The 22,500-nt window shown below is 70.8% G+C and carries 22 protein-coding genes; 7 read left to right on the forward strand and 15 right to left on the reverse strand.

Annotated elements, in window-relative coordinates:
* Positions 1-9: 9 nt before the first annotated feature.
* Entirely contained in the window at positions 10-384 is a 375-nt protein-coding gene (locus OG885_RS35265; protein ID WP_399957522.1) for a cupin domain-containing protein, read from the reverse strand.
* Between the two features lie 112 nt (positions 385-496).
* On the opposite strand from OG885_RS35265, the gene OG885_RS35270 reads away from it, so the two are divergent.
* Together OG885_RS35270 and OG885_RS35275 are read left to right on the forward strand one after the other, a co-directional pair.
* Positions 497-940: a MarR family winged helix-turn-helix transcriptional regulator gene (locus OG885_RS35270; protein ID WP_399957524.1), complete on the forward strand. Its 444-nt coding sequence runs from the start codon at positions 497-499 to the stop codon at positions 938-940.
* 172 nt (positions 941-1,112) lie between these two features.
* Entirely contained in the window at positions 1,113-1,973 is an 861-nt protein-coding gene (locus OG885_RS35275; RefSeq protein WP_405738530.1) for an esterase/lipase family protein, read from the forward strand.
* 52 nt (positions 1,974-2,025) lie between these two features.
* On the opposite strand, the gene OG885_RS35280 is transcribed toward OG885_RS35275, so the two are convergent.
* Entirely contained in the window at positions 2,026-3,027 is a 1,002-nt protein-coding gene (locus OG885_RS35280; RefSeq protein ID WP_405738532.1) for a lytic polysaccharide monooxygenase, read from the reverse strand.
* A gap of 140 nt (positions 3,028-3,167) precedes the next feature.
* On the opposite strand from OG885_RS35280, the gene OG885_RS35285 reads away from it, so the two are divergent.
* Positions 3,168-3,629: a GNAT family N-acetyltransferase gene (locus OG885_RS35285; protein ID WP_405738535.1), complete on the forward strand. Its 462-nt coding sequence runs from the start codon at positions 3,168-3,170 to the stop codon at positions 3,627-3,629.
* A gap of 8 nt (positions 3,630-3,637) precedes the next feature.
* Here OG885_RS35285 and OG885_RS35290 read toward each other — a convergent pair whose 3' ends face one another.
* Positions 3,638-3,772 carry a hypothetical protein gene (locus tag OG885_RS35290; RefSeq protein WP_020139373.1) on the reverse strand — a complete coding sequence of 45 codons (135 nt, stop codon included), beginning with the start codon at positions 3,770-3,772 and terminating at the stop codon, positions 3,638-3,640.
* Between the two features lie 173 nt (positions 3,773-3,945).
* Here OG885_RS35290 and OG885_RS35295 point away from each other — a divergent pair, with 173 nt between their 5' ends.
* Positions 3,946-4,569, forward strand: a complete 624-nt coding sequence (locus OG885_RS35295) for a class I SAM-dependent methyltransferase (protein ID WP_405738538.1) — start codon at positions 3,946-3,948, stop codon at positions 4,567-4,569.
* A gap of 22 nt (positions 4,570-4,591) precedes the next feature.
* Here OG885_RS35295 and OG885_RS35300 read toward each other — a convergent pair whose 3' ends face one another.
* Both OG885_RS35300 and OG885_RS35305 read right to left on the reverse strand, forming a co-directional pair.
* Positions 4,592-5,095: a DUF402 domain-containing protein gene (locus OG885_RS35300; RefSeq protein WP_405738541.1), complete on the reverse strand. Its 504-nt coding sequence runs from the start codon at positions 5,093-5,095 to the stop codon at positions 4,592-4,594.
* The gene (locus OG885_RS35305; RefSeq protein ID WP_405738544.1) at positions 5,076-6,005 is read right to left on the reverse strand and encodes a GNAT family N-acetyltransferase; all 930 of its coding nucleotides are present in this window, start codon (positions 6,003-6,005) and stop codon (positions 5,076-5,078) included. Before OG885_RS35305 ends, OG885_RS35300 begins: the two co-directional genes overlap by 20 nt.
* A 95-nt stretch (positions 6,006-6,100) precedes the next feature.
* Between OG885_RS35305 and OG885_RS35310 the strand changes: the two genes are divergently transcribed.
* The gene (locus OG885_RS35310; RefSeq protein WP_405738547.1) at positions 6,101-6,472 is read left to right on the forward strand and encodes a GntR family transcriptional regulator; all 372 of its coding nucleotides are present in this window, start codon (positions 6,101-6,103) and stop codon (positions 6,470-6,472) included.
* A gap of 80 nt (positions 6,473-6,552) precedes the next feature.
* Here the strand turns inward: OG885_RS35310 and OG885_RS35315 are convergent, their stop codons facing one another.
* Positions 6,553-7,275: a DUF72 domain-containing protein gene (locus OG885_RS35315; protein ID WP_405738550.1), complete on the reverse strand. Its 723-nt coding sequence runs from the start codon at positions 7,273-7,275 to the stop codon at positions 6,553-6,555.
* A 16-nt stretch (positions 7,276-7,291) separates the two neighbouring features.
* Positions 7,292-8,386 (reverse strand): DUF5925 domain-containing protein, encoded by a 1,095-nt coding sequence (locus OG885_RS35320; protein WP_405738553.1) that lies wholly within the window; start codon positions 8,384-8,386, stop codon positions 7,292-7,294.
* Positions 8,387-8,544: 158 nt separating this feature from the next.
* Here OG885_RS35320 and OG885_RS35325 point away from each other — a divergent pair, with 158 nt between their 5' ends.
* On the forward strand, positions 8,545-9,966 hold the full coding sequence (locus tag OG885_RS35325; RefSeq protein ID WP_405738556.1) for a GH39 family glycosyl hydrolase: 1,422 nt from the start codon (positions 8,545-8,547) through the stop codon (positions 9,964-9,966).
* Between the two features lie 30 nt (positions 9,967-9,996).
* Here OG885_RS35325 and OG885_RS35330 read toward each other — a convergent pair whose 3' ends face one another.
* The 7 genes from OG885_RS35330 to OG885_RS35360 form a co-directional block, all read right to left on the reverse strand.
* Positions 9,997-13,830: a lipopolysaccharide biosynthesis protein gene (locus tag OG885_RS35330; protein WP_405738559.1), complete on the reverse strand. Its 3,834-nt coding sequence runs from the start codon at positions 13,828-13,830 to the stop codon at positions 9,997-9,999.
* Complete coding sequence (locus tag OG885_RS35335; protein ID WP_405738562.1) at positions 13,823-14,614, reverse strand: polysaccharide deacetylase family protein; 792 nt, start codon at positions 14,612-14,614, stop codon at positions 13,823-13,825. Before OG885_RS35335 ends, OG885_RS35330 begins: the two co-directional genes overlap by 8 nt.
* Positions 14,611-15,597, reverse strand: a complete 987-nt coding sequence (locus OG885_RS35340; protein ID WP_405738565.1) for a glycosyltransferase — start codon at positions 15,595-15,597, stop codon at positions 14,611-14,613. The genes OG885_RS35335 and OG885_RS35340 overlap by 4 nt, the downstream gene beginning before the upstream one ends.
* Positions 15,594-16,415 carry a glycosyltransferase family 2 protein gene (locus tag OG885_RS35345; protein ID WP_399957568.1) on the reverse strand — a complete coding sequence of 274 codons (822 nt, stop codon included), beginning with the start codon at positions 16,413-16,415 and terminating at the stop codon, positions 15,594-15,596. Before OG885_RS35345 ends, OG885_RS35340 begins: the two co-directional genes overlap by 4 nt.
* Positions 16,416-16,791: 376 nt before the next feature.
* Entirely contained in the window at positions 16,792-17,889 is a 1,098-nt protein-coding gene (locus tag OG885_RS35350; protein ID WP_405738569.1) for a GNAT family N-acetyltransferase, read from the reverse strand.
* A gap of 1 nt (position 17,890) precedes the next feature.
* A complete protein-coding gene (locus OG885_RS35355) occupies positions 17,891-18,325 on the reverse strand; it encodes a hypothetical protein (protein ID WP_405738571.1) in 435 nt (144 codons plus the stop codon).
* 166 nt (positions 18,326-18,491) lie between these two features.
* A complete protein-coding gene (locus OG885_RS35360) occupies positions 18,492-19,703 on the reverse strand; it encodes a S8 family peptidase (protein WP_405738574.1) in 1,212 nt (403 codons plus the stop codon).
* Positions 19,704-20,019: 316 nt separating this feature from the next.
* On the opposite strand from OG885_RS35360, the gene OG885_RS35365 reads away from it, so the two are divergent.
* Positions 20,020-20,814 (forward strand): SGNH/GDSL hydrolase family protein, encoded by a 795-nt coding sequence (locus OG885_RS35365; protein ID WP_405738577.1) that lies wholly within the window; start codon positions 20,020-20,022, stop codon positions 20,812-20,814.
* A 3-nt stretch (positions 20,815-20,817) separates the two neighbouring features.
* On the opposite strand, the gene OG885_RS35370 is transcribed toward OG885_RS35365, so the two are convergent.
* Positions 20,818-22,416 carry a serine/threonine-protein kinase gene (locus OG885_RS35370; protein ID WP_405738580.1) on the reverse strand — a complete coding sequence of 533 codons (1,599 nt, stop codon included), beginning with the start codon at positions 22,414-22,416 and terminating at the stop codon, positions 20,818-20,820.
* Positions 22,417-22,500: the final 84 nt, after the last annotated feature.

Genomic DNA, 22,500 nt, shown 5'->3' on the forward strand with positions numbered 1-22,500 from the left:
CGGAGGCGGTCAGTTGGCCCACGGCGGGGTGATGACCGAGCCGTCGGCCATCGTCGCCGACAGGCCGATGGACGTGGTGACCCAGGTGACGGCGGTGTCGTCGGTCGGGTTCTCCACGCTCAGCGTCGCGCCGGGGTTGACGATCACCGTGTCACCCGGGGTGACCCGGTGGGTGTCGCCGTCGAGGGTGATCAGGAGTTCGCCCGCGAGGAGATGGAGGATCTCCTCGCGGTTCACCGTGTGCGCGGGCGCCTTGGTCCCGGCCGGGATCTCACCGCGCCAGGCGCACAGCTCCTTGCTGCCGGTGAGGGGAGTGGCGTACGAGACGAAACGGGCGCCGTGGATCTCGTGGGTGACGGCTTCGGACGGGTGGATGACAGGCATGGGTGACCCCCGGAACTGGCTGGACGGATAGATGGTCAAGCAGCTTGACCATGCGCATGGCTCCTATGGTCAAGCTGCTTGACCATTTCGTCAAGGGTGTTTCAATGCACCCGTGCAGAACTCCGAAGCCCTCGCCCTGACCGCCGTCCTGCTCGCCGCCGCGGGTGATCTGACGCAGCGCATCAATGACGGTGTCGTCGCGCGTGGGTTCGACGCGCGGCCCGCCTACGGGTTCGCGTTCACCCGGCTCTCCGCCGGCGGCGCCACGGCCACCGAGCTCGCCGCACACCTCGGGGTGACCAAGCAGGCCGCCAGTCAGCTCGTCGACGACCTGGTGCGCAAGGGGTATGCGGAGCGGCGGGCGCATCCCGGGGACGCGCGGGCCCGGCTCGTCGTGCTGACCGAGCGGGGCTGGGCGTGCACGCGGGCCGCAGAGGAGGCCGCCGCGGACGCGGTCCGGCCGTGGGTCGAACTGCTCGGTGAGGGTGAAGTGCGGGCGTTGCGTGATCAATTGGCGCGCATCGCGCCCTATGGTCCGATCAGGCCCACCTGGTGATGGTTCCTCTGCAGTCCCGCTCGTCTCTGGCTAGCGCTGGAAGTTTTTACTGGCGCGTAACTTCACAACTGCACTACCCGTCCGTAACTTGACGAGTGAACAGCATCCTCGTGATCCGGATCACAGGGCGTAAGGCCATCGCAACTCCCTTGAGCCGCAAGGAGATCACCCGATGCTGCCCTGGAAACGACTGCTCAGACCCCTGACCGCGCTGCTGCTGACCGCTGCGGTCACCGTCGTCCCCGCCACCGCCGCCCACGCCGCCGACGCCCCCCACTCCGGCTGGAACGACTTCTCCTGCAAGCCCTCCACCACCCACCCCCGCCCCGTCGTCCTGGTGCACGGCACCCTCGGCAACTCCGTCGACAACTGGCTCGGCCTCGCGCCCTACCTGGAGAACCGCGACTACTGCGTCTACTCCCTCGACTACGGCCAACTCCCCGGCGTCCCCGTCTTCAACGGCCTCGGCCCCGTCGACAAGTCGGCCGAGCAGCTCTCCGCCTTCGTCGACAAGGTCCTCGCCGCGACCGGCGCCGCGAAGACCGACGTCGTCGGCCACTCGCAGGGCGGCATGATGCCCCGCTACTACCTCAGGTTCCTCGGCGGAGCCGCCAAGGTGAACGCCCTCGTCGGCATCGCCCCCAGCAACCACGGCACCACCCTCAACGGCCTCACCCACCTGCTGCCGTACTTCCCCGGCGCCGCCGACCTGCTGTCCGCCAACACCCCCGCCCTCGCCGACCAGGTCGCCGGCTCCCCCCTCCTCACCAAGCTCAACGAGGGCGGCGACACCGTCCCCGGCGTCACGTACACGGTCCTCGCCACCAAGTACGACGAGGTCGTCACCCCGTACCGGAGCCAGTTCCTCAGCGGCACCGGCGTCCGCAACGTCGTCCTCCAGGACCTGTGCCCGCTCGACCTCTCCGAGCACGTGGCGATCGGCCTGTTCAGCCTGATCGCCTTCCACGAGGTCGCCAACGCCCTCGACCCGGCCCACGCCACACCGACGACCTGCGCCTCGGTCCTCGGATAACACACCGGGGTCTGTCCGACCTGAGCCGCCGGACAGACCCCGCCCCCCGTGGCTAGCGCCTGCCGCTCACCGCGCGCCGCCGCACCGACCCGAAGAGGATCGCCGCGCCGGCCGCGAGGACGGCCGCGCCGCCCATCGCGACGTACGCCGTGCTGCTGTCGCCGCCCGTCTCGGCGAGATCCTGAGTGGCACCGGCCGCCTTCACATCGGTGACCGGGGTCGACTCCGGGGCCGTGGTCGGCTCGGCCGAGGTGGACGCGTCCTGGTCGCCGTGCCCGCCATGCTCGACCGTCGACTTGTCCGCGCCCTCCTCGATCTGCTCCTCGGACGGTGCGGAGGCGCTGGGAGCGGGCGACTCGGTGCTCCCCGAACCCGAACCCGAACCCGAACCCGAACCCGAACCGGCACCGCCGCTGTCGCCGCCGTACGTCACGTCCGAGCAGGAGTAGAACGCCTCCGGGCTGTCCGAGCGCTGCCAGACCGCGTACAGCAACTGGGCGCCGGAGCGCTCGGGGAGGGTGCCGGAGAACGTGTAGTAGCCGTTCGCCGCGACCGGGTCGGTGGCCGTCGCCACCGGGTGGGCCAGGTCCAGGTCGTCCCAGGCGAGCGGCTGCGTCGGGTCGTAGCCCTGCCGGGTGACGTACACCTTGAAGGTGCCCTTGTGCGGGGCCGTCACGCGGTACTTGAAGGTGTACGACCCGCTGCTCACGCTCGTGGCCGGCCAGTCGGCGCGGGCCAGGTCGAGGCCCTTGAACTCGTCGGCGTTCGCGCTGCACAGCTTGCCGTCCGGGATGAGGGCCTGGTGCTGTCCGTTCGCGTCGCCGATGCGGACGCCGTTCCAGTCGTAGAGCGCCTGGGTGCCTCCCGCCGCGACCGCGGCCTTGCAGGCGTCCGACTTCGGGCTCTCGGGGCCCTCCGCGTAGCACTGGGCGACCCGGCTCACCGGATCGCCGAGCGTGCCGTGCGCCGACGCGGGCGCCGCGGCGAGCGCGGTGAGGGCGAGCGGGGTCAGGCCGAGCGCGGCGACGATGGCGGCCGTGCGGCGTGCGGGCATGGCGGGACTCCTCGGAAGCGGTACTGACGGGTGCCGGATCCAAGAAACCGTGAAATCCCGCGCTTGTGGCGGTCGGGAACGATCTTTATGGCCCTCTTAAGGGACTGCTGAGACTGAGATCAGGTAGGTAGCGTGCGCGCATGACCAACGAGGAGATTCGGCTCGCCGGCCCGGCCGACGTGCCGCGCGTGAAGGCCGTGACCGACGCCGCCTACCACCACTACATCGAGCGCATCGGCGTGGTGCCGCAGCCCATGGAACGGGACCACGCGGCGGCCGTGGCGGCCGGGCAGGTGTTCGTCACGGGCGATCCCCTCACCGGCCTGGTGATCGGCCTCGTGGTCATCGAGGAGCGCGCGGACCATCTCTTCCTCGACAACATCGCCGTCCACCCCGACGCCCAGGGAACGGGCGTGGGAGGACGGCTGTTGCGGTTCGTGGACGCACACGCGCGTGCGCTGGGGCTCACCGAGGTGAGGCTCTACACGAACGCGCTGATGTGGGAGAACCAGAAGATCTATCCGAAGTACGGCTACGAGGTCGTGGAACGGAGGGTGGACGGGCCCTATGACCGCGTCCACTACCGCAAGCTGCTGGGCTGAGCCCGCCGTCAGCCGTCCGGCCACCAGGTGCGCGCGATGTCCTTTCGCACCTCCGGGCGTCCTGCGGGGCGCTCCTCGGCCTCCTCGCGGATCCGACGGGCGTCCGTCCTCTTCAGGGGCTTCTGCACGGTTGTACGGCGCATGGCTGCCTCCTTCAAGGCCTACCGAGTTCCGCGTTCTCACGGAGGTAGACCCTTTCGGGGAGAGTTACTCATCGACGGCGATCTGTCAGTGGCGGTCATCACGATTTCGACTGACTTTCGAGCCGGGTTCCAGGGCCGTCTGATTGTCAGTGGCGGGTGCCAGTCTGGTGACCATGACCGATCACAGTGGATTCGAAGCCGACGCGGGTGCGGATGGGTTGGATTGGAATGCGCAGGCCGCCTCCTTCGACGAGGAGCCGGACCACGGCCTGCGCGACCCTCGGGTGCGGGACGCCTGGGCCGAGCGGCTGCGCTCATGGCTGCCCGGCCGGTCCTGTGACGTACTCGACCTCGGCTGCGGCACCGGCAGCCTGTCACTCCTCGCGGCCGAACAGGGGCACCGCGTCACCGGCGTCGACAGCGCCCCGGCGATGGTGGACCTCGCCCGCGCGAAACTCGCCGGACGTGACGCCGCGTTCCTGGTCGGTGACGCGGCGGCACCGCCGGTGGGGGAGCAGCGCTTCGACGTCGTCCTCGTCCGGCACGTGCTGTGGGCGCTCCCCGACCCCGGCCGCGCCCTGCGCCAGTGGCGCGAGCTGCTGCGCCCAGGAGGCCGACTGGTCCTCGTCGAGGGCGTCTGGGGGACGGTCAGCCCGGTCGGCATACCCGCCGCCCGCCTCACCGCCCTCGTCGAACCGCTCGCCGGACAGCTGCGCGTGGAGCGGCTGTCCGACGATCCGGTGCTGTGGGGGAGGGCGGTGGAGGACGAGCGGTACGCGGTGGTGGCAGCTCTTTAGGTATGCCGTGGTGGCAGCTCCTTTAGGTCAGGAGCGCCGCGATGCCGCCGTCGGCCCAGGCGTGCACCTCCAACTCGTCGAGAGCCGTGACGGCGCGGGCCGCCGCCTCGGGGTCCCGCTCCGCCAGACCGCTCTCGGCGAACTCGTCCTCGTCCAGGCGCAGTACGTCGGTGCCGTCGGCGGAGCGCCACAGGTCGAGGTCGAGATCCTCCACGACCAGCTCGCCGCCGTCGAGCACGGCCGGGCGGGTCACGTCGCAGTACCAGCCCTTGAGCGTGCCGTCGCCGGCGCGGACCTCCTTCACCGCGTACCAGCGGTCCCGCCAGTAGTGCTCCGTGAACACGTCCCCGGGCTCGAAGCGGACGAAGCCGAAGTCGCGGACGCCCTCGCCCGCCCAGGGCGCGCGGACGGTGACATGGTTGCCGTCGTCCCGCAGCAGCTCGCTCCGGTAACGGATCTTCGTACGGCCGGCCTTGACCAGGACGACCTCCAACTCACCCGTCTGCTCAGCCGAGTTCACGGACATGCCGAACCTCCGTCGCCGCCGTGCGGTATCCGAACCACTGGTTGATCGCGATCATCGGGCCGTTGCCCGCGTCGTTGCCGGTCACGGCCTCCGTGAAGCCGGCCGCGCGGGCGCGGTGCAGGGAGTCGTTCTTGGCGAGCTTGGCCAGGCCCTTGCCGCGGTGGGCGCGGGCCGTGCCGGTCATGACGGTGCCGTAGCGGGTGCGTCCGTCGGTGCGGGCCAGGCTGAAGGCGGCGGGGTGGCCGTCGACGACGGCGACCGTGGTCAGCTCGTGGTTCACCAGCGGGTGGTGCCAGGTCTCCCGGAGCCAGGCCTCGTAATCCGTGAACGCGTTGTCGACATCGCTGGGTTCGTCCGCCACCGTGGCCGCGTCCAGCTCGAACAGCGGACGCGGATCGGCCTCGAAGTCGGTGCCCGTGCGCAGTTCGACGCCGGGCGGCGGGGTCGCCGGCGGGGGCAGTGTGCCGCCCGCGAGGTCCAGGTGGAGGAAGTGCGCGGAGCGGCTCGCGCGGTAGCCGCGGCGTTCGGCGAAGGCGCGGTTGGCCGGCTCGTCCAGCACCCACGTGTACAGCTTGCTCGCGCCGAGCGCGGCGAGATGCTCCTCGGCGGCGCTCACCAGCAGCGTGCCCGCGCCGCGGCCGGTCCGCTCCGGGTGCACGTACACGTTGACGTAGCCCTGGCCGGGCTCCGGGCTGTCGTACACGAGACCGACCTGGGCCGTGCCGATCACCTCGCCGTCCACCTCCGCGACGAGGGGGCGGTAGTGGGCGTCGGGATGCATGTGGGTGAGGTCGTAGGCGAGGGAGTCCGGGGAGTACAGCATGAACGGGAGGGCCAGGTCGCGTACCCGGACATAGGCCTCCAGGTCGGCTCGGGCGTCGGCGCGCAGCTGGCGCACGGTCACAGTCATGTGAGCGGACGCTACGGGGGAGGCGCGCCGGGCTGCCTCCCATTTTCCGGCGGGCTCCCGGCGGGGTGGCGGGCCGGTGCGGGAGAATCGGGGGCGTGACCTTGAAGATCGACATCGACGACAGCGCACCGCCGTACGAGCAGGTGCGGACGCAGATCTCCGAACAGGCGCGGTCGGGGGTGCTGCCGGTCGGGTACCGGCTGCCCACGGTGCGGGGACTGGCGGAGTCGCTGGGGCTCGCGGCCAACACCGTCGCCAAGGCGTACCGGGCGCTGGAGAGCGACGGGGTGATCGAGACGCGGGGGCGCAACGGCACGTTCGTGGCGGCGGCGGGAGCCGCGGCGGAACGGGAACTGGCGTCGGCGGCCCAGGCGTACGTCGAGCGGGCGCGGCGACTGGGAGCGGACCGGGAGACTGCGCTGGCCGCGGTGCGGGACGCGTTGCGGGCGGGATACGGGGAGGGCTGAGGGGGCTTCGGCACCGTCGGGACACGCCGTCACGGCTGAGCGCCGTCGCAGCTGAGCGCCGCTGCGGCGGAAAACGAGGATCACCGGACCAGGGTTTCGAAGGTCCGTGCGTTCTCCACCGCCGCCGCGTTCGGGTCGTTGTTGAAGTACGCGTACACGTCCTCCCTGGCCGACCAGGTGTCCTCGATCCGGGCCGCCCAGGTCTCCAGCGACCGCCTGCCGTAGCGCGGCCAGTCCTTCGCCCGGCCCTCGTGGAAGCGGACGTATCCCCAGTCCGTGGTGCGCCACAGTGGTGTGACCGGGTGGGCGCGGACGTCGGCCCAGCACAGGGCGGCGGAGCGGGACTCCAGGACCTCGCGGACCTCCGGCGTCCACCAGGACTCGTGCCGGGGTTCGACGGCCACCCGCGTCCCCGGGGGAAAACAGGCGAGGCAGGCGTCCAGGAGTGCCGCGTCGGCTTTCAGGGTCGGCGGGAGCTGGAGGAGGACCGGGCCCAGCCGGGCGCCCAGACCCTCGGCGTGGGTCATCAGACGGTGGACCGGCTCCTCGGGGTCCTTCAGCCGCTTGATGTGGGTGAGGTACCGGCTCGCCTTCACCGCGACCACGAAGTCCGTCGGCACCCGCTCCCGCCACGCCTCGAAGTTCTCCCGGGACGGCAGCCGGTAGAAGGCGTTGTTGATCTCGACCGTCGGGAAATGGGCGGCGTACTCCTCCAGCCAGAGCCGCGTCGGGCAGCCGGCCGGATAGAAGGCGCCGCGCCAGTCCTTGTACTGCCAGCCCGACGTACCGACGTACCGGGTCATACCTCCATGGAACCACTCACAGGTACAACCCCGCGTCCACCCCGTCCCGCGGCTCCGGCAGCGCGGTCGGGGACGTGCCCCGGCGCAACGCGTACAGCTCCGCGAGGGTGGAGCCCTCGCGGCCGACCCCCTCCTCCGTGCCCAGCCAGCCCACCGCCTCGCTGCGGGTCAGACGGCCCACCTCGATACGGGCCAGACAGCGGCCGGGGCGGACCACCGCCGGGTGGAGGCGCTCCAGGTCCTCGTTGGTCGTGACACCCACCAGGACGTTGCGCCCCTGGCCCAGCAGGCCGTCGGTGAGGTTCAGCAGCCGCGACAGCGCCTGGCCCGCGGTGTGCTTGGCCTCGCCGCGGATGAGTTCGTCGCAGTCCTCCAGGAGCAGCAGCCGCCAGCGGCCCTTGCCCGACGAGTCGTCCTCGCCGATCGCGATGTCCATCAGATAGCCGACGTCGGAGAAGAGCCGCTCGGGGTCGAGCACGCAGTCCACCTGGCACCACTCCCGCCACGAGCGGGCCAGCGTGCGCAGCGCCGAGGTCTTGCCGGTGCCCGGCGGGCCGTGCAGGAGGAGCAGCCTGCCCGCGATGTCCTCCGGGGTCGTCTTCATCAGCCGGGTCATCGCGTCCGCGACCGGCGCCGTGTAGTTGGCCCGGACCTCGTCCCAGGTGCCCGCGGAGATCTGCCGGGTGGTGCGGTGCGGGCCGCGCCGCGGGGAGACGTACCAGAAGCCCATCGTCACGTTCTCCGGCTGGGGTTCGGGCTCGTCGGCCGCGCCGTCCGTGGCCTCGCCGAGCACCTTCTCGGCCAGTTCGGCGCTGGTCGCCGTGACGGTGACGTCGGCGCCGCGGCTCCAGCGGGAGACCAGCAGGGTCCAGCCGTCGCCCTCCGCGAGCGTCGCGCTGCGGTCGTCGTCGCGGGCGATGCGCAACACCCGGGCGCCGTCCGGCAGCAGGGACGCCCCGGACCGGACACGGTCGATGTTGGCCGCGTGCGAGTACGGCTGCTCGCCCGTCGCGAAGCGGCCGAGGAACAGCGCGTCGACGACGTCGGACGGTGAGTCGCTGTCGTCGACGTTGAGCCGGATCGGCAGAGCGTCGTATGGGTTCGCAGACATGCCGCCATGATCCGACACGGGAACGCCGATCGCACCCGGTTTCCGTAGTGCGTCCGGAGTGTCGGATGGGACCTTTTGCGGCCGCTCCGTCCTGTTACAAGGCTGTGCATCTTCAAGACCTGCCCCAGGCGTGCTTCCCGCGTCTACTGTTGCCCTTGATGGGACGTCATGGGTGGAATTCGGGGGCACTGCGGTGGCGGCTCACCGCACTGCTCGGCGTGGGCGCGGCGGCTCTGGCGCTGGTCGTGACCCTCCTCAACACGCTGCCCGGCGACGGGGCGAGCACCGACGGCACCACGAGCAACGGCAGCAGGGCGCACGGCACCCCCACCAGCACACCGGACGCGAAGACCCCGGACGTCGGCTGGGGCTTCACCCACACCCAGTACAGCGCCGATGAGGGCAGCGCCACCGCCGTCGAGCGGGTCGAGGGGCGCCTCGCCGACGTCGGCGGGCTGCCGCAGAACCAGCACCTCATGGGCTGGGGCGCCGACAACCCCGAGCCGGTCGAGGGGCGTTACGACTTCGAGGACATGGACCGGCGCATCGACTTCGTCCGCGCCTCCGGCTCCACCCCGGTCGTCACCCTGTGCTGCGCCCCGGACTGGATGAAGGGCGGCGAGCCGGGCGTCGGCAATACCGACTGGAGCCAGTCCGCGCTGGAGACCGCCCCGGAGCCCGCGCACTTCAAGGACTTCGCCGCGCTCGCCGCGACCGTCGCCAAGCGCTATCCGGACGTCCGCCACTTCATCGTCTGGAACGAGTTCAAGGGCTTCTGGAACAACTCCGAGGCCCGCTGGGACTACGAGGGCTACACGAAGCTCTACAACCTCGTCTACCGGGCGCTGAAGAAGGTCAACCCGGACATCATGGTCGGCGGTCCGTATCTCGTGATGGACAGCGTCGATCCCCGCTCGGGGGACGCGTCCAAGACCTTCAAGGGGCCCTGGGGCGCCATGGACCAGCGGATCCTCGACGCCTTCGACTACTGGAACAGGAACAAGGCCGGCGCCGACTTCGTGGTCGTGGACGGCTCCAGCTACACCAACGACGACGAGCTGCTGCCCGACGAGTTCGCGGCGACCGACAAGTTCACCGCTGTCAGCCGGTGGGTGCGGCAGCAGACCGGGAACCTGCCGCTGTGGTGGGCCGAGTACTACGTCGAGCCCGCCGACGCCCAGGACGAGCGCGAGGGCTGGTCCGAGAACCGCAGGGTCGCCGTCCAGGCCGCCGGCATGATCGCCCTCGCCAAGGGCGGCACCACCTCCGCGCTCTACTGGAACCCGGAGAACGAGAAGGGCACCGACTGCGCGGGCTGTCTGTGGACGCCGACCAGCGGGAAGGACGGCGGGCAGAAGCTGCCCATGTTCGACCTGGTCAGCCGGTTCAGCAAGGCGTTCGCGCCGGGGACCGCCTACACGACGGTGTCCGTCGCCGCCGACGACGTCCCCAACGTCCGCGTCCTCGCCACGGACAAGACCGTCCTGGTGGTCAACACCCTGGACCGGCAGATCAGCGCGAAGATCGACGGGAAGACCTTCGACATGGCGGCGTACGAGGTCAAGTGGCTCACCCGGTAGGCCGGATGAGCCACGTGGCCGCGTAGGACCTCACTTCATCGTGAGGAACCGCTGCACCAGCGAAGCGAACAGCACCGCCAGCAGCGGCAGCGAGAACCAGAAGCTGCCCTGGAGCCAGCGCAGTTGCCGCACCCCCGGCCGCACCGCCACCCGGACCACCTCGCGCGCGGTCAGCAGCACGATCAGCGCCAGTGCCGCGAGGCCGCCCACCACCGACCACGGCGTCCAGGTCACCTGCGGCCCGATCGGACCCGGGTCCGCCTTCGCGACCTTGCCCGCGGGCTCCTTGGCCAGCGCGTACATGGTGACGTCCGCGTTGACGAAGACCTTCTTCAACTCCGCCCGCTTGTCCAGGTTCTCGATCAGCCGCGGCTGCCAGGACTTCGTGTAGCCGACGTCCATCTCCAGATACGTGACCTGACTCCGGTTGATCATCAGATACGAGTTCGGGCCCGCGTCCTTCAACGCCTTGACCAGGCTGGACACCAGCACCGGGTCGGTCGGCGCCAGCGTCGGCACATAGGAGACCTTCTCCATGTCCCGCGCGCCCCACGGCATCGCCGGTGTCACGTTGTCGACCGTGTCGTTGCTCAGCCACAGCAGCCTGACCGTCGGGTCGTCATGGGCGTACACGTACTCCATGGCGGCGACCTCGCCGGGCCGGATCCGCTCGAACGGCTCGTTGCCCCAACGGGCCACCAGGAAGCCGAACATGAGCAGCAGACCCGCCAGCACCGCGGCCATGGGCGCCAGACTCGCCCGGTCCTTGTCGCGTTCCTTGGCGGTGAGCCCGGTGCGCGGGAACAGGGCGAGCCCCATGAGCAGGGCGGCCCCCGGCAGCGCGAACATGAAGACCCGCAGGGCCATCTCACCGCCGTACGACTGCATGCCGAAGCCGAGGAACGGCACGAAGGTGAGGACGAGCAGGGAGCGCTCCCGGTAGTGGTGGTCGCGGCGGCGCCACCAGCCCCAGCAGGCGAAGGCCATCACACCGCCGGCGAGCAGCACCCGGGTGTAGAGGACGAGCTTGTGCGTGGAGCTGCCGCCCTCGATCCGGCCCGACACCGACGAGGACACGTTGCCGCCGACGCCGCCGACCCCGCCGAACAGGTCGTCGAAGTGCCCCGACCAGTACGGCTCGGCCATGAAGCCCACCCACACCGCCACCAGCACGGCGAACAGGATGGGCAGGCCGCGCAGTTCGGACTTGCCGATCAGGACCAGGGCCGCCAGCACGCCCAGCATCACGAACGGGGTGAGCTGGTGGGCCGGGACGCTCGCCGCGAACAGGCCGATGACCACCATGAGGAGGACGGCCCGCTGGCGCCTGTTGGTCGGCTCGACCTCCACCTCGCCGGGGCGCTTCTTCGTCCAGATCACGCGCGGGGCGCGGAAGTAGACGAGCAGGATCGCCGTGAACATCAGATAGAGGAGGTAGGTGAAGCCCTGCGGGGAGAAGTAGTCCTGGCCGACCCAGCCGGACAGCACGAACACCCACAGGCCGGTCCACTTGGCCTTCCAGCTCGCCCGCATCGAGCGCACCAGCAGGAACATCGGGGCCAGATAGAGCAGCTGGATGGCCAGCGGCCACCACCGGATGAGCTCGGTGAGGTCCGAGACCCCGCAGGCCTGGGCGACGAACGCGGCCGCCGCGAAGAAGCCCGGCCAGCTCCAGCGCGCGTCCAGGTCGGGCACGGCCGACCCGGTCCGGTCGATGTAGTCGAGGAAGCCGAGGTGCTGCCAGGCGGTCGCGAACCGGGGTTCGGTCTCTATCACCGCGGGCAGCGCGTGCAGCGACACCACGGTCGCGAGCAGCGCGATCAGCAGCAGCGCCTTGTGCTCGCGGTCCAGCCACAGCAGCGAGCCGAAGGACAGCACGAGCAGGACGGCGCCGACCAGGGTGGGCAGCGGCAGCACCGAGATCAGCCCGAGCCCGCCCATCTGATCCAGGTCGGTCTCGCCGAGCCGCAGCGCGGGCACCCAGTAGAGCAGGAGCGCGGCGGTCAGCAGACAGCCGAGGATCACACCGACCCGGGTGGGGTGGAGCCGGTCACGCCAGGAGAGTGCGGCCGGCTCATCAGGTTCCGGTTCCGGTCCCTCGTCGGGCCCGCGCAGGCCCGCCCCGAGCCGTACGGTGCCTTCCTCCCGTACCCCCGTCTCGTACGGCTCGAACGGCGCGTCCACCTCCGGCTCCGGTGTCTCCACCGGCCCGAGCGACGCCTCCGACCCCGGTTCCCGTGCCTCCACCGGCAGCCCCAGCTCGGGCAGTTTCTGCGCCCAGGTGGGCCGGTGCGGTTCCGGGCGGACGACGGGCATGCCGGTGGGCGGGGTGCCGGGACCCGGGCGGACGTCCGGGCGGCGTTCCAGGTGGTCGAAGTCGACGTGGATGCCGAGGGCGAGGGTGTCCTGGTCGAGCGCCCAGGCGGGCCCACGCCTGCGGGCGCCCGCCGGGGCGGGGGCCTCACGCGCGCCCAGATCGGCGAGGTCGCCGTCGGGCGCCGCGTCCTCGGGCACGGCGTCGCTGGGCGCGGCCCGGACGGTCTTGTACAGCTTCGGCGCGGCGATCGCCACGATCACCGCGAGGGAGGAGATCTCGGCGACGCCGGCACCGGTCAGCCCCATGCGGGGGAGGAGGAGCAGGGTCAGACCGAGCACCAGGGCGCACAACAGGCCCTGCAGCCAGGCGAGTCCTGCGGTGCGGCTCTGTGCGCGCAGGACCGCGAAGTACGTCTCCATGACGACCCGCAGCACCGCGCCGACCGCGAACCAGCGCAGCAGCGGGGTGGCCGCGTCGGCGTACCCCGAGCCGAAGACACCGAGGATCCAGGGCGCGCCGACGAACAGCACACCGGCCACCGGCAGCATGATCCGCGCCATCCGCCTAAGCGCCGCGCGGGTGTTGGAGGCGAGCCGGGTCGGGTCGTGCGAGCCCTCGACCGTCAGTGAGGCGCCCATGTTGATGGCGAGCAGGTTGCAGGTGCCGCCGATGGTGGTGGTGATGTAGAAGTACGCGTTGTCCTCGGAGCTGACCTGCGAGGCCACGATCACCGGGACGAGATAGACCACGGCCAGCGAGAACAGCGAGCCGGTGTAGTCGCCCGCGAGGAACCTGCCGACCTCCCTGAGCGTCGGCGGCCGGGCGTGGTCCTCGGTGGCCTTCACATGCCGGGGCACCAGCCGCCGGAACACCAGCCAGCCCAGTGGCACCACCGACACCGCGATCGCCGCGACCCACGACACGAAGACACCGGCCGTGGGGATGGCCACCGCGAACGCGACCAGCAGCCCCAACTTCACCGCCGAGAACACGGTGTTGCCGAACGGCACCCAGATCGCGCTGCGCAGCCCGGTCAGCACCCCGTCCTGGAGCGTGAGCAGATTCCAGGCGACGACGGCCGCGATGAAGCCGAGCCCGTTCACCGTCCCGTGCAGGAACCGGTACGAGGGCCCCCACGCGTCCAGCGTCAGCAGGAAGACCCCCGCGGCGAGCGCCACGAGCACCGAACTGCCCGCGTAGGTACGGAAGATGAGCCGCCCGGTGGCGCGGCCGGAGACCGGTATGAAGCGGGCCAGGGCGCCGGTCAGGGTCACCGCGGTCAGGCCCGCGAGGAACTTCATCGCGGCGATCGCGGCGGAGCCCTGGCCGACGGCGGACTCGGAGTAGTAGCGGGCCGCGGCCAGCCAGAAACCGAGGCCGAGCACGGCGGAGATGCCGGTGTTCAGCATCAGGGCGTAGGCGTTGCGGAACAGCTGGCTGCCGCCGGACGAGCGCCCCAACCCGGGCAGGCGCAGCCGGCGCCCCGACTGCTCGGGCGCCTCGGTCGCGGGCTCGGTCGTCTCGGTCGTGGTCGTCGTGTCAGACACGGGAACGGATGGCCTTCCGGCGGACCTGTCGTGCTCTTCGGACCATGGCGTATCCCTTGGTGAACGCGCGGTCCCGGGCGAAGGTGCGGGCGATGGCCCGGCCTTCGATCAAGCGCTGGAACTCCTCGGCGTCCGTGGCGCGGCGCACGGTGACCCGCAGCAGCGCGTACGGCCCCTGCCGGCGCCGCGCCAGTGCGTTGCCGACGGCGAGCGCCTGGGCGTACCCCGTCTCACGGACCTGCTCGCGGACCCGGCGGCTGGAGTAGCCGTAGGGGTAGGCGAACGAGACCGGGGCGGTGCCGAGTTCGTCGGTGACGATCTCCTTGCAGAGGATCAGTTCGCGGCGCAGGGTGTCGTCGTCGAGCTGGTCGAGCTGCGGGTGGGTGTGGCTGTGGCCGCCGATCTCCACGCCCTCGGCGGCGAGTTCACGCACCTGCGGCCAGTCCAGCATGGTGTCCAGCGCGTTGCCGTTGTCGTGCGGGCCGCGCAGCCACGCCGTCGACACGAACAGGGTGGCGGCGAAGCCGTGCTTGGCGAGCACCGGCAGCGCGTGCCGGTGGACGCCCTCGTAGCCGTCGTCGAAGGTGATCAGCACCGGACGCTCGGGCAGCGGGCGGCCGTCGCGCCAGTGCGCCGCGAGCTCGGCCGTGGTGACCGGCGTGTGCCCCAAGTCGGCGATGAGGCCCATCTGTCGGTCGAAGGCCTCCGGCGTCACCGACAGCTCGCGAGTGGCGTCCTTCGGCTCGGCCGCGACGGCGTGGTACATCAGAATCGGCACGGTCATCCGGGTTCCCCCTCGATCGGCGCCACCTGGAACGTGGCGCCCCCCTTGCGCGCCCGCACGCTCCCCACCACGTACCCACCGGCCGCCGTCAGCACCCCCGCGACGATCGCGCCCGCACGCCCCGCGCCCCCCGGCCGGGCCAGCACGGCGTCCCGCAGCCCGCGCGCCACCCCGGCGGGCAGCACCCGGGTGGCGTACCGGCGTTCGGACTCAAGTCCCTTGTCCGCGCCGACACTTCGGGCCACCAGTGCCTTCGACAGACCCTCGGCGTAGGCACGCGTGCGGAAGTACCCGAAGTGCTCACGCGCCTCGGGCACCCGGTGGTGGATCACCGCACGGTCGTCGATCAGGAGCACGGCGTCCGGTCTGGCCCGGGTGAGGCGGATGCACAGCTCCGTCTCCTCGCAGCCCAGCGGCCGTTTGTCACCGTCGCGCCCGATGCCGGTGGCGAATCCGCCGGCCGCGTCGAACGCCGTACGCCGGAACGAGGCGTTGCCGCCCAGGACGTTGCGCACCCGCACCAGACCCCGCGGCAGGCCCTTGTAGGTGCAGCCCACCACCCAGTCGAACTCCTCCGGGAACCACGCGGGACGGCGGCCCGACGCCCAGATCGGCAGCGTGCGCCCGCCGACGGCCATCACCTTCGGGTCGGCGTACCCGGCGGCGAAGTGGCGCAGCCAGTCGCGCTCGGCGACGGCGTCGTCGTCGAGGAAGGCGATCACCTCGCCGGACGAGGCGGCGATACCGGTGTTGCGGCCGGCCGACAGCCCGCGGGGGCCCGCGTTGGCGAGCACGCGCACATCCGCGGCCTCTTTGTACTCCTTGGCCAGCCGGTCCAGGAGCGCCGGATTGTGGTCGACGACCAGCAGCGTCTCCCGCGCCGGACACGACTGCGCCCGCACCGAGGAGACCGCCGCGAGGATGTCCTCCCAGCGGTCCTCGGTGTAGACGCAGATCACGACGGAGACGTCGGGACCGCTCAAGACACCTCTCCCCGGACCGAGTCGAGCAGCGGGGAGTGATGGGCCTGACGGCGCAGCTCACGCCGGTTGGAGCGCTCGCCGAGGATCACCTTGAGCACCCGGAACCCGTCGCGCACGGCCCGCAGATTGCTCGCGCCGTGAATGCGGAGGTACTCGTAACTCGGTATCTCCTGCACCTTGAGCCCCGCCTTGACCACCCTGATGTTGATCAGGGTCTCGATCTCGAAGCCCGTGCAGTCGAGGTCGATCTTGTCGAGGCAGTGCCGCCAGAACGCGTTGTATCCGTAGCAGAGATCCGTGTAGCGGGCGCCGAACTTGCGGTTGACGATGGTGCACAGGGCCCAGTTGCCGAGCTTGCGGATGAAGGTCATGTCGTCCGTGCCGCCACCGTTGGCGAAACGCGAACCCTTGGCGAAGTCCGCGCCCGAGACCAGGGCGGAGACATAGCTGAGGATCTCGTGCCCGTCGGCCGAGCCGTCCGCGTCGACCATCACGATGATGTCGCCGGTGCAGGCCTCGAACCCGGTGATCAGCGCGTCGCCCTTGCCCTTGCCGGACTGCCGGACGACCTTGACCTCCGGCCACAGCTCCCGGGCCACTTCGACGGTGTCGTCGGTGGAGTTGCCGTCCACCAGGACCACTTCGTGGATCCAGTCGGGCAGCGTCTTGAAGACGTACGGAAGATTCTCCGCCTCGTTCATGGCGGGGATCACGACACTCACCGGCGGTGCGATGGCCAGGTGAGTGGAGACTGGCCGGTACTTGCCGGCCGTGGACGGATCCTGGCCCGTTGCCGCCGGGCGCAGAACAGAGCTCATGAGTCTGGTTCCCTCTCGTCCGGTCGGACCGCCCGCCCCTGGGCGGCCCGGCTTCGTGTCCGGTTCGAAAGGGGGGTTTGTCACCTACGGCATGACGAAATGGATCTCCGAGCATGCCCGGGTGAGCTGGCATAGCTGGCCGACAGCCGAAAACGGCCGCCGGTCGCGCGGCACGACCCGGTCACCCAAGCGGTCACCGAGCACGGCACCCCCCTACCGCGCCCCGCTCCGGTCTGTCGCGGTCCTTGAGCCCTCCCCTAGTACCGCTGACGACGGACCGATGCGAGTGAGATGTACGACGGTATTGACGATTGAACCCGTATGGCAAGACCTGGAACCAGGCCTCACGTTTTTGTTGGTTTGACCGTTACGGAACCTATTGGTTGTACGAACGGAGCCTTCCCATTTTCTTGAGCATCCGGTCCGCCGGCGCGAACAGCTCCGGCCGGGACTGGACGGTGTTGCGCAGCGCCCGGACCGGGGCGCGGCGCGCCCGGTGCCCGATCGCGACCGGGTGACGCCGGGTCACCCACCCCTCCGACACGGTGATCTCCCGTGTCTTCAGGGAGTCCTTGTACTCCTTCTGCCCCCGGCCGAGATCGAGGTACGCGATCCCGTCGGCGGCGGCCGCCTCGGCCATCCGCAGATGCAGGACCAGCCCGGGGGAGTACTTCGCGTACTCCGGGTCGTACGCCGGGAACCAGCACGCGAGGATCCGCTCGGTGCGCAGCCCGAAGTGCGCCGCGATCGGCCGCTCGCCCGCGTAGAGCACCGACAGGAGGCCCGCGAACGGCTCGGAACGGGTGTGGAACAGCTGCTGCACCAGCCGGCTGATCCAGTCGTGGGCGAAGCGGTCGCTGCGCCCGGTCCTGCGGTACTGCGCGGACTTCCAGCCCATCAGGGTGCGCAGCATCGCCGGGTCGCGCTCGTCGTGGACGTAGCGCACCTCGCCGGCGTCCCGGCCGAGCCTGCGTTCCTTGGCGAGCGTGGTCCGGGTGAACTTCGGTGCCTGGGAGCGCAGATGACGCAGATAGACGGCGTACCCCTGGTCGACGTCCATGACCGGGGACGGAAAGCCGGCTCGGGCCCCCGCGGCGAACGGCTCCTGGCCCTCCACCAGGTGGTCGAACTCCCAGACGGCGAGCCCGCAGGCGCGCAGCAAATCCTGTGCGTCCCAGCCGAAACCGGGCCGGTATACCAGCCCCTGGGCGTCGGAGACGCCGAGGCCGACGGCCCGGCCGACCCCGGTCGCGCTGCGCTGGAACGGGAAGAACGCGGCCGGCTCCCCGTCCTCTCTTACGACCGCGATCCGCACCCCCTTGCGGCACCGGCCCACCGCGAGCGCGAACTCGGGGGACAGGAACGGGTTCGCCAGCTCGGGCGAGCCCTGCAGATGGGCCTTGGACTGAAGGGACGTCCACGCCGCCCGGTCGGCCGCGCTCAGCTCGCCGGGGCGGTACACATCGATGTCCACGTCAGCGAGTCCGTCCCGTCGTGGTGCGGCCGCGCCGGCGTACCCAGAGCAGCAGCAGGAGCAGCGCGCTGATCATGGTCACGGCCACGACACCGCCCCGGTAGGACCACCGGTGCACGGCGAGCATGCCCTGGGCCACCAGCATGTTGACGACGACCGAGCCGGCCAGGGCGGTGAGCACCCGGGCGAGCGGTGCGAGGCCGTGCAGCGCGGCGGCGACGGCGACGGCGGGCGCCGCCAGCAGGAAGAACAGCGTGAACGGACCGCGCAGCGGCGAGTCGGAGCCGGTCAGCGCGAGGATCGCGCCGAACCCGCCGACGGCCGTCGCGGCCCCCGCGAGCAGCGGCGACAGATCTCGCTCCGCGCCTCTCCACGCCCCTGGTCGCGTGCCCTCGGCACGGTCCCTTGACGATGTCCTGATACGTATGGTCTGCATTGGCGACTTTGCCCCCCGAAGCGCCGGATGCCGGGCTTCAATGTGACTCAGCCCTGTGGCGGTCGTCAAGAGCCGGAGGGCCCTGTGCGGGGGATGGTACGGACAAGCGGACAAGTGTTCCCCGGAGGCGGAAGTCGCCTCCGGGGAACGGTCGTTCAGGTGCGTGCTACGGGACGAGCTTCAGGAGCTTGTTCGGCGAGCCGGTGCCCGCGCTGGTGACCACGCCGGAGGTGGCGCCGTTCACCAGGGCCGAGGCGACCGTGGCCGGGGTGGCCGAGGTGTGGCCCGCGAGGTAGACCGCCGCGGCGCCCGCGACGTGCGGGGTGGCCATCGAGGTGCCGGAGAGCGTGGCGGTGGCGGTGTCGCTGGTGTTGTAGCCGGCGACGATCGACGAGCCGGGGGCGAAGATGTCCAGCGTGGAGCCGTAGTTCGAATAGCTGGCCTTGGCATCCGTGCTGGTGGTGGCGCCGACCGTGATCGCGGTGGCGACGCGGGCCGGGGAGTACGAGGAGGCGTTGGCGGAGCTGTTGCCCGCCGCGACCGCGTAGGTCACTCCGCTCGCGATGGAGTTGGCGACCGCCGTGTCCAGCGAGGTGGAGGCGGAGCCGCCGAGCGACATGTTGGCGACGGCCGGGGTGGTGTGGTTGTTGGTCACCCAGTTGATGCCCGCGATCACACCGGCCGTGGTGCCCGAGCCGCTGTTGTCGAGCACCCGCACCGCCACGATGTTGGCCTTCTTGGCCACGCCGTAGGTGGAACCCGCGATCGTGGTGGCCACATGGGTGCCGTGGCCGTTGCCGTCGGAGGCGGTGGTGTCGCCGTCGACCGCGTCGTAGCCGTACGAGGCACGGCCGCTGATCTGGGTGTGGGTGATGCGCACGCCGGTGTCGATGACGTAGACCGTCACGCCGCTGCCCGCGGTGTCCGGGTAGGTGTACGTGCCGGAAAGCGGAAGCGCGGCCTGGTCGATGCGGTCGAGGCCCCAGGGGGCGCTGGACTGCGTGGTGTCGGCGAGCTTGACGACCTGGTTCTGCTCGACGTGGGCCACGGCCGGGTCGGCCGCGAGTCTCCTGGCCTCGGTCGCGGAGAGGGTGGCGGAGTAGCCGTTGAGCACGGTGCCGAACGTCTTCCCGACCGTGCCGCCGTACTCCTTGACCAGGTTCTTGCCCGCGCTCGACGACGCCTTCAGGCCGGCGGATCCCGTCTTGAGCGTGACGATGTAGCTGTCCTTGACCGCGGTGGGGGAGTCGGCGGCGAGGACCTTGCCCTCGGCCGGCGCGGCCTGGGCGGGAAGTGTGGTGAGCCCACCGACGAGGGCGGCGGTCGCCAGGCTGGTTATCGCGGCGAACCGGAGCTTGTTGCTACGCAGTTGTGCCATTACGAGGGAGTCCTCCTCATAGGCGACGCGCACCGGGGTCGGGCACGCGTCAGTGGGGGGTGCGCGCGTGATCGCGCACACGACCCGGAACGTCGCGTTCCCGTCTCGGGCTGAGTAAAGAGTGGGTCATCTACGGGGGTCGCTCAAGGGAGTTGAGCACCCGTCAACAAACCTGTCATGCACGCGTAATCAAACACACTGCGAACACACAGGGTCGCGGTGTGCAAGACCTGAAAAGTCTTGGCATGGACACTTCCCGTCAACACGCGTAGTTGCTACGACGGTTGTGGCAGAGATCCTGCTAAAGGGAGGTTCCATGAGACGTTCCCGACTTGCCGTATACGTCACCTCACTCCTCCTCGCCACCGGCGCCGCGCTCTTCGGAGCGCCCCCGGCCCAGGCGGCGACCGGCCCCTACGTGGCCCTCGGCGACTCCTATTCGTCCGGGGTCGGAGCCGGCAGCTACATCTCCTCCAGCGGCGACTGCAAACAGAGCACGAAGGCCTACCCCTACCTCTGGGCCGCCGCCAACTCACCCTCGTCGTTCAGCTTCAAGGCCTGCTCGGGCGCTCGAACGGGTGATGTTCTGGCGAACCAGCTCGGCACCCTCAGCACCGGCACCGCACTCGTCACCATCAGCATCGGCGGCAACGACGCCGGCTTCTCCGACGTCATGACCACCTGCGTCCTGCAGTCCGACAGCTCCTGTCTGTCCCGCATCAACACCGCCAAGGCGTACGTCGACTCGACGCTGCCCGCCCAGCTCGACAACGTCTACTCGGCGATCAGCAGCAAGGCCCCCAACGCCCATGTGGTCGTCCTCGGCTACCCGCGCTTCTACAAGCTCGGCACCACCTGCGTGGGCCTCTCCGAGACCAAGCGGTCGGCGATCAACGGCGCCGCGGACTACCTCGACGCCGCCGTCGCCAAGCGCGCCGCGAACCACGGCTTCACCTGGGGAGACGTCCGCCCCACCTTCACCAACCACGAGATCTGCTCCGGCAGCTCGTGGCTGAACAGCCTGAACTGGCTCAACATCGGCGAGTCGTACCACCCCACCGCGGCCGGCCAGTCCGGCGGCTATCTGCCCGTCCTGAACAGCGCGGCCTGACCGTCACTCCTCGGTCGGCGTAGCAGAGGGGGAGGCCCCGCCCGTCGGGGTCTCCGTCTCACAGGTCACCGAGAACGGCACCGAGTTGGACGTCGTCCTCGCCGGATCGCGGACCTCGACGCTGATCTCGTTCCGATACGTCCCGCTGTCGTCGTACGTCGTCACGAACGCCGTGTCCTGCCTGGACTTCCCGCCCCCCTCCGGGAACGACAGCGTCTTCCACCCCTGGTCCATGACCTTCCCGTCCTTGGACTTCCAGCGGTACGTCACCTGCGCCGGCAGCCGGCCCACCGTGATCGTCGCCGTGAAGGAGGGCGCCTCGGCCTGCGCCGGCGGGCAGCTTCCCGTGTACTCCGTGTGGGCGCCGGTCAGCACGGCCTGCACGGTCTGCGGCGGCGGCGCGCTGGTGGTGGGGGTGCTCGGACCGGACGAGGAGGGCGGCGGAGCCTCGGTGTTCTGGTCCGTCCTGCTCGGGGTGGTCTCGCCCCGGCTGGTGTTGCTGCCCGTGTTGGCGTCACCACCGCCGTCGTCCCGGTTGAGCAGTGCGTACGTCAGCCCCGCGATGGCCAGCGCCAGGGCGGCGAGCCCGGCGATCAGCACGACCGCGGCACGGCGGTTGCGGTCGGGGGGCTGGGGCTGGGGCTGCGGCGTTGTGGGGGTGGTGGGACCGGTGGGACCGGTGGGGATCGGCGCGGTCGGCGGCTCCTCGCGGTACCCGGCGGTCGTAGGCGCATACGGAAAGGGGGCGGCCGGGACCGCGTCCGTACGCAGGGTGCCGCCCGCCCCGACGATCCGCAGATCCTGCTCGGCACGGTCGGCGGACAGCCGCTCGGCCGGGTCCTTGCGCAACAGCCCCTCGATGACGGGGGCGAGCGGCCCGGCCCGGTGCGGCGGCGGCAGTTCGTCGTCGACGATCGCGCGCAGCGTGTTCAGCGGGGTGTTCTGACGGAACGGCGAGTTGCCCTCGACCGCCGCGTACAGCAGCACACCCAGCGACCACAGGTCCGACTCCGGACCCGGCGTACGCCCCAACGCCCGCTCCGGCGCCAGGAACTCGGGCGAGCCGATCACCTCGCCGGTCATCGTCAGCGCGGAACTGCCCTCGACCATGGCGATGCCGAAGTCGGTGAGCACCACCCGGCCGTCGTTCGACAGCAGCACGTTGGCCGGCTTCACGTCCCGGTGCAGCACGCCCGCCTCGTGCGCGGCCCGCAGCGCGGCCAGCACCTCCGCACCGATGTGCGCCGCCCGCTGCGGCGAGAGCGGGCCCTCCGCGTCCAGGACGTCGGCGAGCGACACGCCCCGCACCAGTTCCATGACGATCCAGGGCCGGCCGTCCTGCGTGGCCACGTCGTACACCGTCACCACGTTGCGGTTGGCGACCCGGGCCGCGGCCCACGCCTCCCGCTCCAGGCGGGCGTACATCCGCTCCACCTCGGACCCGGCCAGTCCGGCGGGCGCCCGCACCTCCTTGACGGCGACCTCGCGGTGCAGCACCTCGTCACGGGCGCGCCACACGGTTCCCATGCCGCCCTCGCCGAGCGGGGACAGGAGGCGGTAGCGGCCGGCGATCACACGTTCACTGCCCGGTTCTTCGGACACGGGCGCCCCCTCTTCGCAGCAGGCGCGGCCTTCGCCGCGTTCGCGACTCCGCATGACTTCGCGTGATTTCTCCCCAAAAGTAGC

This window comes from Streptomyces sp. NBC_00028, from assembly GCF_045041065.1.
Taxonomy (GTDB): Bacteria; Actinomycetota; Actinomycetes; order Streptomycetales; family Streptomycetaceae; genus Streptomyces.

Bases quoted from the DNA above. Each gene is read 5' to 3' on its own strand.
- OG885_RS35265 (WP_399957522.1), bottom strand. From the start codon at position 384: ATGCCTGTCATCCACCCGTCCGAAGCCGTCACCCACGAGATCCACGGC.
- OG885_RS35275 (WP_405738530.1), top strand. From the start codon at position 1,113: ATGCTGCCCTGGAAACGACTGCTCAGACCCCTGACCGCGCTGCTGCTG.
- OG885_RS35280 (WP_405738532.1), bottom strand. From the start codon at position 3,027: ATGCCCGCACGCCGCACGGCCGCCATCGTCGCCGCGCTCGGCCTGACC.
- OG885_RS35285 (WP_405738535.1), top strand. From the start codon at position 3,168: ATGACCAACGAGGAGATTCGGCTCGCCGGCCCGGCCGACGTGCCGCGC.
- OG885_RS35290 (WP_020139373.1), bottom strand. From the start codon at position 3,772: ATGCGCCGTACAACCGTGCAGAAGCCCCTGAAGAGGACGGACGCCCGT.
- OG885_RS35295 (WP_405738538.1), top strand. From the start codon at position 3,946: ATGACCGATCACAGTGGATTCGAAGCCGACGCGGGTGCGGATGGGTTG.
- OG885_RS35300 (WP_405738541.1), bottom strand. From the start codon at position 5,095: ATGTCCGTGAACTCGGCTGAGCAGACGGGTGAGTTGGAGGTCGTCCTG.
- OG885_RS35305 (WP_405738544.1), bottom strand. From the start codon at position 6,005: ATGACTGTGACCGTGCGCCAGCTGCGCGCCGACGCCCGAGCCGACCTG.
- OG885_RS35315 (WP_405738550.1), bottom strand. From the start codon at position 7,275: ATGACCCGGTACGTCGGTACGTCGGGCTGGCAGTACAAGGACTGGCGC.
- OG885_RS35320 (WP_405738553.1), bottom strand. From the start codon at position 8,386: ATGTCTGCGAACCCATACGACGCTCTGCCGATCCGGCTCAACGTCGAC.
- OG885_RS35325 (WP_405738556.1), top strand. From the start codon at position 8,545: ATGGGACGTCATGGGTGGAATTCGGGGGCACTGCGGTGGCGGCTCACC.
- OG885_RS35335 (WP_405738562.1), bottom strand. From the start codon at position 14,614: ATGACCGTGCCGATTCTGATGTACCACGCCGTCGCGGCCGAGCCGAAG.
- OG885_RS35345 (WP_399957568.1), bottom strand. From the start codon at position 16,415: ATGAGCTCTGTTCTGCGCCCGGCGGCAACGGGCCAGGATCCGTCCACG.
- OG885_RS35355 (WP_405738571.1), bottom strand. From the start codon at position 18,325: ATGCAGACCATACGTATCAGGACATCGTCAAGGGACCGTGCCGAGGGC.
- OG885_RS35360 (WP_405738574.1), bottom strand. From the start codon at position 19,703: ATGGCACAACTGCGTAGCAACAAGCTCCGGTTCGCCGCGATAACCAGC.
- OG885_RS35365 (WP_405738577.1), top strand. From the start codon at position 20,020: ATGAGACGTTCCCGACTTGCCGTATACGTCACCTCACTCCTCCTCGCC.